Raw genomic sequence first — 11,921 nt, 5'->3', positions numbered from 1 at the left:
CGGTCTGGTTGGAGTCGTCGTCGATCGCCTGCTTGCCCAGGATGACCAGTTGCGGCTGCTCCCTGTCCACCAGGGCCTTCAGGATCTTGGCCACGGCCAGCGGCTGCAGCTCTTCCGAACTCTCCACCAGGATCGCGCGGTCCGCGCCGATCGCCATCGCCGTGCGCAGCGTCTCCTGGCACTGCGCCACGCCGCACGAGACCGCGATCACTTCCGTGGCCACACCCTTTTCCTTCAGCCGCACGGCCTCTTCCACCGCGATCTCGTCGAACGGATTCATGCTCATCTTCACGTTCGCGATGTCCACACCCGTGTGGTCCGACTTCACTCGGACCTTCACGTTGTAGTCCACCACGCGCTTGACGGGGACCAAGACCTTCATTGCTGCGGCTCCTAAAGGGGGTTGATTGATTGACGTAACGTAAACTGACCCATTCTATGCCCCGCCCCGTGCGCGGCCTGGCTCGCGGGAGGTGGAATCGTGCCGGCAGACCCGCCGCGCACAAAAAAGAACGATCGTGCTTTTTGTCGGAGTATATCCGCGTCCGGTCACGCCGTGGGCGGCGGCGCGGACGCTTGCGCGACATGCGCGACATGCGCGACCTGCAGGGGCCCCGCGGGCGGTGGCCCGTCGGCCTGCAGGCGCACCACCCGCTGCGGATAGGGGATGTCGATGCCCTCGGCGCGCAGGCCGTCCAGGATGGCGATGTTGATCGCCGAGCGCAGATTGACCGTGCCGGCGGAAGGGTCGCTGACCCAGAAATTGAGGCTGAACTCCAGTCCGTCGGGCGCGAAGTTCACCAGGTAGGCCACCGGCGCCGGGTCGGGCAGCACGCGCGGCTGCGCCGCCGCGGCACCGCAGAGAATGGCCTGCACCCGCGCCACGTCGCTGTCGTAGCCCACGGTGATGTTGGTGGTGATGTTGAACTTGCGGTCGGCGTCCGAGAGGTTCTCCACGCGCTGCGTGATCAGCGTCTCGTTGGGCACGATGGACTCGCGCCCGTTGCCTGCACGGATCAGGGTGTAGCGGGTCTTGATGTCGGTGATGCGGCCCTCGAAGCCGTCCACGCGCACGTTGTCGCCGATGCGCAGCGAGCGCTCCAGCAGAATCACGAAGCCGCTCACGTAGTTGGAAGCGAGCTTCTGCAGCCCGAAGCCCAGGCCCACACCCACGGCGCCGCCCAGCACCGACAGCGCCGTGAGATCCACGCCCACGGCCGACAGCGCGAACAGCAGGCCGACCAGCAACAGCCCCGCCCGCGTGGCGTTCACGGCCACCTTGCGCATGGACAGGTCCGCGATCGTGCGGTCCAGCAGGCGCCGCTCCACAGTGGATGAGAGCCAGAGCGCCAGCAGCATCACCACGGTGGCCGACAGCGAACCCTCGATGAGCGTGAGCGCCGTGACCTGCGACTTGCCGAAATGGATGGCGACGCCCGCCAGCTCCGCGCGCACCGCGGGCAGCAGGCCCACGATCCAGAGCACCGCCACGCCCCAGGCCAGCCACGAGACGATGCGCTCCACCAGCCGCATGGCCGCCGACTTCGGAAACGCGTTGGCGAGGATGCGCGCGAAGAACCGGATCAGCACCAGCGAACTGAGCACCGGCACCGCCACGCGCAGCAGGAACACGGGCTGCAGCAGCACCGTCTCCACGCCCACGCGGGCGGCATAGACCAGGGCCAGCGCCAGCAGCGGGAACATCAGGCCATCGACCGTGCGGCGGCCGAACCACACCGAATCGGGCGGCTGCTGGCGGCCGAGGATGCGGCTCGCGCCATAGGCGAGCGCCAGGCAGGCGGCCAGCACGGCCGCCTCGGGCCAGGTGCGGGATTGGCTGAAATCGCGGATCAGCGCGTGGAGGGCTTCCATGGGCGGGAATCGGAGGACATCGTTGGACGGCGGATCCGGAGCGCGGCGGCGAGCCCCGGCAGGAGAGGCCTGGAGCTTACCCTGCCGCTGTGCCGCGGCGGCGCCGTCAAGCCCCTGCAGGTGGTGGCAGCGGGGCGCCGGCCGCCGCCTTCCACGCAGGCGCGCGCTTTTCGGCGAACGCACGCGCACCTTCCTGTGCGGCCTCGTCCATCATGTTGACGGCCATGGCCTGGCCGGCGAGCTGATACGCCGCCTCCACGCCGAGTTCGCGCTGCTGGTAGAAGAGCGCCTTGCCCATGGCCACGGCGGCGCGGGGTTTCTCGAGGATGGAGCGCACCAGCGATTCGACCTCGGCATCCAGCGCCTCGGGCGGCACCACCCGGTTGACCAGGCCCTCGGCCAGCGCGGTGCGCGCGTCGATGAAGTCGCCGGTGAGCAGCATCTCCATGGCGCGCTTGGCCTGCACATTGCGCACCAGCGGCACGCTGGGCGTGGCGCAGAACAGGCCGTAATGGATGCCGCTGGTGGCGAAACGCGCGCCCTCTGTCGCCACCGCGAGGTCGCACTGCGCGACCAGTTGGCAGCCCGCCGCGGTGGCGATGCCCTGCACGCGCGCGACCACCGGCACCGGCAGGCGCTGGATCGACACCATCATGCGGCTGCACTGCGCGAAGAGGCGCTTGTACCAGGCGGCGTCGGGGTGCGCGGCCATGTCCTTGAGGTCGTGCCCCGCACAGAAGGCCTTGCCCTGCGCGGCCAGCACCACCACGCGGGCCTGCGCGTCCTGCGCCACGGCATCGAGTGCCTGCTGCAGCGCGGAGAGCATGCCGTCGCCGAGCGCATTCAATCGCCCGGGATCGGCCAGCGTGAGGGTCACGACACCGCGGGCATCGCGCGCGGTGTGGAGCAAGGGGGCATCGGGAGCGGAGGCGGCAGGTTCGGTCATGGCGAAGGAAAAGGCTCGGAACTTTGGCGGCAGGCGATCCGCATCAGAGATCGGCCAGCACGCGCACGTGCGCCTCCACGCTGCGCGCGAGGGCGTCCATCACATAGCCGCCCTCCAGGCAGGACACGATGCGTCCCCTGGCATAGCGGCGGGCGATGTCCTTGATGCGCTGCGTGATCCAGGCATAGTCCTGCTCGGTAAGGCCGAGCTGGCCCATGTCGTCGTCGCGGTGGCCGTCGAAGCCGGCCGAGACGAAGATCATCTCGGGCTTGAAGGCCTCCAGGCGCGGTATCCAGAGCATCTCGATCAGTTCGCGGATGTCCATGCCGCGCGTGTAGGCGGCCACGGGCACGTTGAGCATGTTGGCCGCCGGGTCCTTGTCGCCGCTGAACGGGTAGAACGGATGCTGGAAGATGCCGACCATCAGCGCGCGCGGGTCGCCCGCGAGGATGTCCTCGGTGCCGTTGCCGTGGTGCACGTCGAAATCCACCACCGCGACGCGCTGCAGCTTGTGGCGCCGGAGGGCATACCGGGCGGCGATGGCGACGTTGTTGAAGAAGCAGAAGCCCATGGCCTTGCTGCGCGTGGCGTGGTGCCCGGGCGGGCGCACGCAGCAGAAGGCATTTTCGAGCTCGCCCGCGATGACGGCGTCGGTGGCGGCCAGGGCCGCGCCCGCGGCCCGCAGCGCGGCCGGCCAGGTGTGGGGGTTGATGGAGGTGTCGGGATCAATCTGCGCATGGGCAGGGCCGCCAGCCAGGATCTCTTCCGCGAGCCGGTCGGACAGCCCGCGCAGCGCGGCCACGTGCATGCGGTCGTGCGCCAGCTCGACGTCGGCCAGCGAGGCCTCGGGAGCCTCGAAGCGCTCCAGCGCGTCGGCCACGCCGGTGGCCAGCAGCCGGTCCTCGATGGCGTCCAGCCGTCCCGGGCATTCCGGGTGACCCGGCCCCATCTCGTGCTTCCAGCATTCGCGGTGCGTGAAATAGCCTGTGCCGCCCACCATGAATCCCTTGTCTCTGGTTTTTTTCGGATAACTTCGGGTCTCATGAATACACAGCACAAGATCCGGTCGCTTCTGGATCAGCTTAACACGGTGATCGTGGGCAAGAAGCCGCAGGTCCAGGACTGCGTGGCCTGCCTGCTGGCCGGAGGACACCTGCTGATCGAGGACGTGCCGGGCGTAGGCAAGACCACCCTGGCCCATGCGCTGGCGCGCACCTTCGGGCTGCAGTTCTCGCGGGTGCAGTTCACGGCCGACCTGATGCCCAGCGACCTCACGGGTGTCTCGGTGTACGAGCGCGGCCGCGAGTCGTTCGTGTTCCATCCCGGCCCGGTGTTCGCCCAGGTGCTGCTGGCCGACGAGATCAACCGTGCCAGCCCCAAGACGCAGAGCGCGCTGCTGGAAGCCATGGAAGAGAAGCAGGTCACGGTGGAGGGCGAGACGCGCGCCCTGCCCCATCCTTTCTTCGTGATCGCCACGCAGAACCCGCACGACCAGCTCGGCACCTTCGCCCTGCCGGAAAGCCAGCTCGACCGTTTCCTCATGCGCATTTCCATCGGCTATCCCGACCGCGCGGCCGAACGCCAGCTGCTGGCCGGCGGCGACCGCCGCGACATGGTGGAGGGCATGCTGCCGCTGCTCTCGCCCGGGGAGCTCGAATCGCTGCAGCAGCAGGTGCTGGCCGTGCACGCAGCCGAGCCGCTGCTCGACTACGTGCAGGACCTGATCGCCGCGACCCGCTCCGGGCGCTGGTTCCTGCAGGGCCTGTCGCCGCGCGCCGGCATCGCGCTCATCCGTGCGGCCAAGGCCCAGGCCCTGATCGCCGGCCGCGACTATGTGGCGCCGGACGACGTGCAGGCCGTGCTGCCGCAGACCATCGCCCACCGCCTCGTGCCCGTGGGCGATGCCGGCCGGGGGGCGGCGGAGCAGGTGGTGGCAATGGTGGAAGCCGTCCCCCTGAAATGAGGGAGCACCCCCCTGAGCGGCCGAGCCGCGTCCCCCTGCTCCCGCCTTGCTGCGCACGGCGGGCAGTGCGGAGTGAGGACCGCGGCTCCATGCCCGCCTGCGCGGGCATGGACGGGACGAACGCCCCCCGACTCTGGCGGGGGGCCGGACGCCAGTGGCCCGGCGAAGCCGGTTCCACGGCGTCTGCTGGCCTGGCCTGCTCCGCGGCCAATCGACGGGCGAAGGCCGCGCGGCTTTCAAGCGGCGCGCACGTAGAGTGCCAAGCGTGTCATGGGCGTGGCGCATCGTCGAAGGTACAGGCATGACATCCGCTACGGGCGATACCCTACCGCGCACGGCATCACCGCGGAACCCGATCGCCGCGCTCCGCGGGCGGCTGCAGCGCTGGTGGCAGGCGCGGCTGCCGCGCACGGACACCACGCTGCTCACGCAGCGCAATGTGTACATCCTGCCGACGGGCGCCGGGTGGATGCTGGCGCTCACGCTGCTGGTGCTGCTGGTGGCGTCGATCAATTTCCAGCTCAACCTGGGCTACCTGCTCACCTTCCTGCTGGCGGGCAGCGCGGTGGCGGGAATGCATGTGTGCCACGCCACGCTGCGGGGGCTGACGCTGCACCTGCTGCCGCCGGAGCCGTGCTTCCTGGGGCAGAGCGCGGTGTTCGAGATCCAGCTGTCGAGCACGCGCAAGTCACCGCGCCACGGCATCGCGCTGGCGGTGCATGACGGCGGTGCGCCGCGCTGGGCGTGGACGGACGTGCCCGCCCAGGGCACGGCGTCCGTTCAGGTGGCATTCCAGCCGCAGCGCAGGGGCCTGCACGACGTGCCGCTGATCACGGCCGAGACGCGCTTCCCGCTGGGCACCTTCCGGGTGTGGACGCTCTGGCGCCCGGCCGCGCAGGTGCTGGTCTATCCGCGCCCCGAGCTGCCGCCGCCGCCCCTGCCCGCGGGCGAGCCGAGCCCGTGCGGCGCGGGCAGCGCGCCGGCGCAGGGCATCGGCGAGTTCGACGGCGTGCGCGCCTACCGGCGGGGCGATCCGCTCAAGCTGGTGGTCTGGAAGAAGGCCGCCCGGTCGATCGCCACCGGGACGGACGATCTCGTGAGCCGCGACGCGCAGCAGACGCGGCGGCAGGAGCTGTGGCTCGACATGGCGCTCACCAGCCTGACCGATCCCGAGGCCCGCATCTCCCGCCTCGCATCCTGGGTGCTGCAGGCCGAGCGGCAGGACCTGGACTATGGCCTGCGGCTGCCCTCGGGCGAGATCCCCCAGGGCAGCGGCCCGGCCCATGAGCGGCGCTGCCTGGAGGCGTTGGCGCTATGCTGACCCCACCGCTCCTCCCTCTTCGCCCCGGCCGCCCGCCGGAAGGCCCGGCCGCATGAGCACACTGCGCCGGACGTTCTCGAACCTGCCGCGCGAGACGCGCGACACGCTGTTCCTGCTCGCCACGGTGGGCTGGGTGGTGCTGCCGCTGGCGCCCTACCTGCCAGCGTGGACCACGGCGCTCGCCGCCGCCGTGCTGGTCTGGCGGGGCGTGCTGGCGCTGCGCGGCCGTCCGCAGCCCGGGCGCTGGCAGCTGGGCGTGCTGCTGGCCGCATCGGTCGCGCTCACGGTGGTGTCGCACGGCACCATCGTCGGCCGCGATGCAGGCGTCACGCTCATCGTGATGCTGCTCGCGCTCAAGACGATGGAAGTGCATGCGCGGCGCGACGCCATGGTGCTGTTCTTCCTGGGCTTCTTCACGATGCTCAGCAACTTCTTCTTCTCGCAGTCGCTCGCCACGGCCACCGCGATGCTGGTGGCGCTGCTGGGCCTGCTGACCGCGCTGGTCAACGCCCACATGCCCGTGGGCCGGCCGCCTCTGTCCGTGCCGCTGCGGCTGGCGGGGCGCATGGCGCTGCTGGGCGCGCCGGTCATGCTCGCGCTGTTCCTGCTGTTTCCGCGCATGGCGCCGCTCTGGGGCATGCCCAGCGAGAACCCGACGGGCCGCAGCGGGCTGTCGGGCCGCATGGAGATCGGCAACGTGGCCTCGCTCGCGCTGGACGACGGCATCGCGCTGCGGGTGCGCTTCGAGACGCCGGGCGGCGAGCCGCCGCCGCAGAGCGCGCTGTATTTCCGGGGGCCGGTGTTCTCGGCCTTCGATGGGCGCGAATGGTTCGCTTTCGGGCAGCCGGGCGCTCCGGCGGCCGCCTGGCGTCCGCCCGCGCCCCCGGCGCTGCAGGTGGAAGGCGAGCCCCTGCGCTACGAGGTCACGCTGGAGGCGCTGCGCGTGCCCTGGCTGCTCACGCTCGATGCCGCGCCCGAGTCACCCGTGCTGCCGCCGGGCCTGCGCGCGTCGATGGCGCCCGAACTCTCCTGGGTCGCGAGCCGCCCCATCAACGAGGTGCTGCGCTACCGGGCCGCCAGCTATCCGCGCTTCACGCACGGCCCGATGGAGGACTCTCCGCGGCTGCGTCCGTATCTGGAGCTGCCCGAAGGTTTCGATCCGCGCACGCGCGCCCTGGCCCGCCAGATGCTGGCGGAGCCGGCGGTGGCCGCGGGCGGCGCTGCGGCCTTCGTGCAGGCCGCGCTGGAGCGGCTGCGCACCGGCGGCTACAGCTACACGCTGGAACCCGGCGTCTATGCCGAGCACACGGCCGATGCCTTCTGGTTCGACCAGAAGGCGGGCTTCTGCGAGCACATCGCCTCCGCCTTCGCGGTGCTGCTGCGCGCGGCCGGCATCCCGGTGCGCATCGTGACGGGCTACCAGGGCGGCGAGATGAACGGCGTGGACGGCTACTGGACCGTGCGCCAGGCGGATGCCCATGCCTGGACCGAAGTCTGGCTCGCGGGCCGCGGCTGGGTGCGCGTGGACCCGACCGGCGCCGTCTCGCCGGCCCGCATCGGCAACTTCCAGCGCCTGCAGGCACCGCGCGGCGTGTTCGGCACCGCGGTGGACACCGTCATCGGCCGCGGCATCGCCGCCCGCGCGCGCGCCGTGTGGGAGGCCGTCAACAACCGCTGGAACCAGTGGGTGCTCAACTACACGCAGAGCCAGCAACTGGACCTGCTCAAGGCCCTGGGCATCGCTTCGCCCGACGCGCAGGACCTGGCACGCGTGCTCGGCGCGCTGGCCGCGGCTGCGGCGCTGGCCGGCGTCGGCTGGAACCTGTGGGAGCGCCGCCGGCAGGACCCCTGGCTGCGCCTGCTGGACCGGGCGCGCCGCCGGCTGGCACGCGCCGGCCTGCCCCTGCCCGGCCACCTGCCGCCGCGCGCCATGGCACAGCAGGTGCGCGACCGTTTCGGGGAGGCCGCCGAACCTGCAGCCGGCTGGCTGCTGCGCATGGACCAGGCACGCTACGCCCGCGATCCCGGGGCCACGCTGGCGGGCCTGCGGCGGGAGCTGCGCGGCCTGCGCTGGCCCACCTCCGGCAACCCTTCGGCGCGCCACTGACCGCGAGCCCGGCCCGCTGCCCTCTTTCCTGTCTCCGACCTGATGCCTTCCGCGATGCCTTTCGCCCGCCCCACCGCCCTCCTCGCCCTCGCCTGCGCCGCCGCCCTGGTCCTGCCGCCGGCCGCAATGGCCCGGAAACCCGCCAGGAAGAAGGAGAAGCAGGCCGCGCCGGAAGTGCTCTACGCGCAGCGCCCCGAAGCCCTGCGCTTCGCCGACGACCTGGCCGGGCGCCGCGGCCTGGACCGCGAATGGGTGCGGCAGGCCATCGGACAGGCCCGGTTCCTGCCGCAGGTGCCGCGCCTCATGCTGCCGGCGCCCCGGGGCACGGCGAAGAACTGGACCGCCTACCGCGCGCGGTTCGTGGAACCGGTGCGCATCCGCGCCGGCGTGCGCTTCTGGAACGAGCAGGCCGACACGCTGGCGCGCGCAGAGCGCGAATACGGCGTGCCGGCCGCGATCATCGTCGGCATCCTGGGCGTGGAGACACTCTACGGGCAGCACATGGGCGGCTTCCGCGTGATGGACGCGCTCGCCACGCTGGCCTTCGACTTCCCGGGCGCCCACCCGCGCTCCGCGGAGCGGCAGGCCTTCTTCCGGGGCGAGCTGGAGCAGTTCCTGAGCCTGGCCGACCGCACCGGCACCGATCCTTTCGCACTGCGCGGCAGCTATGCAGGTGCCATGGGCATGGGCCAGTTCATGCCCACCAGCTGGGCGCGCTGGGCGGTGGATTTCGACGGCGACGGCCGCATCGACCTGTTCAACAGCCCCGCCGACGCGATCGGATCCGTGGCCAATTACTTCCAGGCCCACGGCTGGGTGAGCGGGCTGCCCACGCATTACGCCGTGGCCTTCGACGAAGGACGCCTGCGCCTGCCCGAACTGCTCGCGCCCGACATCCTGCCCAGCTTCACCGCCGCCGGGATGCAGGAGCTCGGCGCCCGCCCCCTGACGGCGGACGGCGCGACCATCCAGCCCGACGCCGCCGGGCCGCTGGCGCTGATCGAGTTGCAGAACGGCAGCGCACCCGCGGCCTACGCGGCCGGCACGCGCAATTTCTATGTGGTCACGCGCTACAACTGGTCGAGCTACTACGCAATGGCGGTGATCGAGCTCGGGCGGGAAGTGGCGGCGGCGCGGTAGCGCGCGGCCTGCGGGGCGCCTGCCCCCGCCCCTCCTGCCGCCTCGGCGTCGCCGGGCCCGGGCCGTTGTAGCCCTGCTGCCGCGTGCGTGTCGCGGATTGAGCGAATGCTGTCGGAACGCCCCGGCAGCGCCATCCACACGCCAATCGGTTATCGCACGCCGTCAAAAAACGATTGGTCCCGCCGCAGCAACTTCCCTAGCATGGCCTCGCCAACTCGGCAGTTGATCGAGAAGCAACGGCCCCGCCACGCTGGACCACCTTTCTCCGCGAAGGGTTCCGGGCGCGCGGAACTGCAAGGCAGGCTTTCATCCGGTGCCCCGGAACGCACCCGGCACCGGCCGCCTGCCCTGAGACGACAACACATTGGAGACAGGAGTTCACTCATGAAAAAAACCCGGAAGTCCCTTCGGGCGCTCTTCGTGGCCGCCACGCTGGCCGTGTCCTTCGGCAGCGCGCAGGCCCGGTCCGGCGGCTACCTGCTGGTCCACTTCACCGGCGAGTCGGCATCGGGCGAGCAGACCTACATGGCAGTCAGTTCCGACGGCATGCACTGGACGGACCTGAATGACAGCCAGCCCGTCCTCAGGTCCACCGTGGGTGAAAAGGGTGTGCGCGACCACTCCATCGTGCGCTCTCCCGACGGCTCCAGATACTGGATCCTCGCCACGGATCTGCGCATCGCCAACGGCAAGGGCTGGGACACGGCCATGCACCGGGGCAGCACCAAACTCGTGATCTGGGAATCCTCCGACCTGGTGCACTGGTCCGCGCCGCGCCTGGCCGACGTGGCCGGCGCCATTCCGAACGCGGGCTGCGCCTGGGCGCCCGAGGCCATCTGGGACCCGGTATCCAACGCCTACATCGTGTACTGGACCACTATCTCGCCGCTCAACGGCGTGGACAAGCCCCGCATCTACCATGCCAAGACCACCGACTTCGTGACCTTCACGGCGCCCCAGCTCTACATCGATCGGCCGGGCGACCAACCCATCATCGACACGCAGATCATCGAAGTGGCGGGCAGCGTGGGCGGATACCAATACGTGCGCGCTTCCGGCGATGGCCAGATCACGCTGGAAGGCAGCCAGTCGGTGCTGGGCGCGTGGACGACCATCGGCGATCTGTCGCAGGTGGGCCTGACGGGCCATATGGTCGAAGGCCCCATCCTCTTCAAGTTCAATGGCGAGACGAAGTGGGGCTTGTGGGTCGACCAATATGCATCGGGCAAGGGCTACCTGCCCCTCACCTCGGTCAACATGGGCAGTGCGCAGAACTGGCAGATCGCCGCGGAAGGCTCATATCACCTGGGCGCGAGCCACAAGCGCCACGGCGGCATTCTGAGCCTGAACGACGCGGAGCTGGGCCGCCTGCAGGCGCAGTGGGGCGGCACCACCCCGATCAACCGGCTGCAGTCCGGCAACTTCCCCGATCGGTACGTGCGGCACGCCAATTTCACGTCGGTACGCATCGACGCAAATGTCTCGCCCGAAGACGATTCGAAGTTCCGCATCGTCAAGGGACTCGCCGACAACGCCGGCTATGTGTCCTTCGCGTCCGTCAACCAGCCAGGTTACTACCTGCGCCAGAAGAACTTCGCGTTCGAACTCGCTCCGTATGACGGATCGCCCCAGTTCGCGGCCGATGCCACCTTCGCGGAGGTGCCCGGCCTGGCCGACACGACGGGCTCATCGTTCCAGTCCTACAGCCAGCCGAACTACTACATGCGCCACTATGCCTACCAGTTGCGCCTCGATACCATCGGCGGCGACGCGACCTCGCGCAGCGACGCCACGTTCCGCGTCACCGACTGAAGCTGCGGCACGCCGGATCAGTCCGGGCGCCGCATGTCGCAGCGCGGCGGCATCTCCGCCTGCTCGGCTCGGCGACGGCGGCGCCATCGGCACCGACGGGGCCTCCGCCAGCCCGGACGATGCCGAGGGCGGCGAGGTGCGCATCTGCGGCACGCAGATCACCGGCAGCACCGGACGCGGCAATGGCGGCGGCGCCCACCTCTGGGTGTACCCGCCCGACCGCATCACCATCGGCCGCACCACCGTGGCCAACAACCATGCGGAACCCAACGGCCGCAACAGCACCTTCCAGGGCCATTCCGCCAAGTCCTGTGGCGGGGCCATCTTCGGCGACGGCCACCAGGACAGCAACGTCACCTTCGCCGGCAACGGCGCGGGCGGACACGGCGGCGCGCTCTACGGCAAGAACTTCACGCTGCGCAATACCGTGTTCGTGGACAACACCGCCGGCGACCCGTGGAAGCAGGCGCTGTCGTGCAGCACCACCGGCACGGGCGACCATGTCGTGCAATGGCAGACGTCCACCGCCAACGGCGGAGGCGACCGCTGCATCCGGAACGTGACCGCGGCCAACCCGGTGCTCGCCGCCCCGGCCGACAACGGCGGCCCCACGCCGACCATGCTGCCCGGCTCCGGCAGCGCCCTGCCGAAGCCGGCCGCCGGCTGCGAAGCCACCGACCAGCGCGGCGTGGCGCGCGACACCAGCCGCTGCGACATCGGGGCCGTGGAAGTGCGGTAAACCCGACCCGGCCCTGGTCCA

General features: G+C 70.6%; 10 protein-coding genes. 6 read left to right on the top strand and 4 right to left on the bottom strand.

What is annotated here, in order from left to right; translation table 11 throughout:
* The 4 genes from BLR05_RS18400 to BLR05_RS18385 form a co-directional block, all read right to left on the bottom strand.
* Positions 1-382, bottom strand: a 382-nt coding sequence (locus tag BLR05_RS18400) for an electron transfer flavoprotein subunit beta/FixA family protein (RefSeq protein WP_143015955.1), incomplete at its 3' end; no start/stop codon positions are given.
* 167 nt (positions 383-549) lie between these two features.
* On the bottom strand, positions 550-1,872 hold the full coding sequence (locus BLR05_RS18395) for a mechanosensitive ion channel family protein (protein WP_092837036.1): 1,323 nt from the start codon (positions 1,870-1,872) through the stop codon (positions 550-552).
* A 106-nt stretch (positions 1,873-1,978) separates the two neighbouring features.
* Positions 1,979-2,818 carry an enoyl-CoA hydratase gene (locus BLR05_RS18390; protein ID WP_092837033.1) on the bottom strand — a complete coding sequence of 280 codons (840 nt, stop codon included), beginning with the start codon at positions 2,816-2,818 and terminating at the stop codon, positions 1,979-1,981.
* Positions 2,819-2,861: 43 nt separating this feature from the next.
* Positions 2,862-3,818: a histone deacetylase family protein gene (locus tag BLR05_RS18385; protein ID WP_092837030.1), complete on the bottom strand. Its 957-nt coding sequence runs from the start codon at positions 3,816-3,818 to the stop codon at positions 2,862-2,864.
* A gap of 42 nt (positions 3,819-3,860) precedes the next feature.
* Here BLR05_RS18385 and BLR05_RS18380 point away from each other — a divergent pair, with 42 nt between their 5' ends.
* The 6 genes from BLR05_RS18380 to BLR05_RS18355 all read left to right on the top strand — a co-directional run bounded on the left by BLR05_RS18380 (position 3,861) and on the right by BLR05_RS18355 (position 11,900).
* Positions 3,861-4,781, top strand: coding sequence for an AAA family ATPase (locus tag BLR05_RS18380; protein WP_013595375.1), 921 nt, complete (start codon positions 3,861-3,863; stop codon positions 4,779-4,781).
* Between the two features lie 301 nt (positions 4,782-5,082).
* A complete protein-coding gene (locus BLR05_RS18375) occupies positions 5,083-6,102 on the top strand; it encodes a DUF58 domain-containing protein (protein WP_092837027.1) in 1,020 nt (339 codons plus the stop codon).
* A 52-nt stretch (positions 6,103-6,154) separates the two neighbouring features.
* Complete coding sequence (locus BLR05_RS18370; protein WP_092837024.1) at positions 6,155-8,209, top strand: transglutaminase TgpA family protein; 2,055 nt, start codon at positions 6,155-6,157, stop codon at positions 8,207-8,209.
* A gap of 42 nt (positions 8,210-8,251) precedes the next feature.
* Positions 8,252-9,349 carry a lytic murein transglycosylase B gene (mltB, locus tag BLR05_RS18365; protein ID WP_092837021.1) on the top strand — a complete coding sequence of 366 codons (1,098 nt, stop codon included), beginning with the start codon at positions 8,252-8,254 and terminating at the stop codon, positions 9,347-9,349.
* 384 nt (positions 9,350-9,733) lie between these two features.
* Complete coding sequence (locus tag BLR05_RS18360; RefSeq protein WP_092837019.1) at positions 9,734-11,161, top strand: glycoside hydrolase family 43 protein; 1,428 nt, start codon at positions 9,734-9,736, stop codon at positions 11,159-11,161.
* 136 nt (positions 11,162-11,297) lie between these two features.
* Positions 11,298-11,900, top strand: a complete 603-nt coding sequence (locus tag BLR05_RS18355; protein ID WP_225978908.1) for a choice-of-anchor Q domain-containing protein — start codon at positions 11,298-11,300, stop codon at positions 11,898-11,900.
* Positions 11,901-11,921 lie beyond the last annotated feature (21 nt).

Origin of the sequence: Paracidovorax cattleyae (assembly GCF_900104515.1) — a bacterium.
Classification (GTDB): Bacteria; Pseudomonadota; Gammaproteobacteria; order Burkholderiales; family Burkholderiaceae_C; genus Paracidovorax; species Paracidovorax cattleyae.
This window is presented reverse-complemented; position numbering and strand designations above follow the sequence as displayed.

Coding starts and splice junctions, on each gene's coding strand:
- BLR05_RS18380 (WP_013595375.1), top strand. CDS start 3,861: ATGAATACACAGCACAAGATCCGGTCGCTTCTGGATCAGCTTAACACG.
- BLR05_RS18370 (WP_092837024.1), top strand. CDS start 6,155: ATGAGCACACTGCGCCGGACGTTCTCGAACCTGCCGCGCGAGACGCGC.
- BLR05_RS18390 (WP_092837033.1), bottom strand. CDS start 2,818: ATGACCGAACCTGCCGCCTCCGCTCCCGATGCCCCCTTGCTCCACACC.
- BLR05_RS18385 (WP_092837030.1), bottom strand. CDS start 3,818: ATGGTGGGCGGCACAGGCTATTTCACGCACCGCGAATGCTGGAAGCAC.
- BLR05_RS18375 (WP_092837027.1), top strand. CDS start 5,083: ATGACATCCGCTACGGGCGATACCCTACCGCGCACGGCATCACCGCGG.
- BLR05_RS18360 (WP_092837019.1), top strand. CDS start 9,734: ATGAAAAAAACCCGGAAGTCCCTTCGGGCGCTCTTCGTGGCCGCCACG.
- mltB (WP_092837021.1), top strand. CDS start 8,252: ATGCCTTCCGCGATGCCTTTCGCCCGCCCCACCGCCCTCCTCGCCCTC.
- BLR05_RS18395 (WP_092837036.1), bottom strand. CDS start 1,872: ATGGAAGCCCTCCACGCGCTGATCCGCGATTTCAGCCAATCCCGCACC.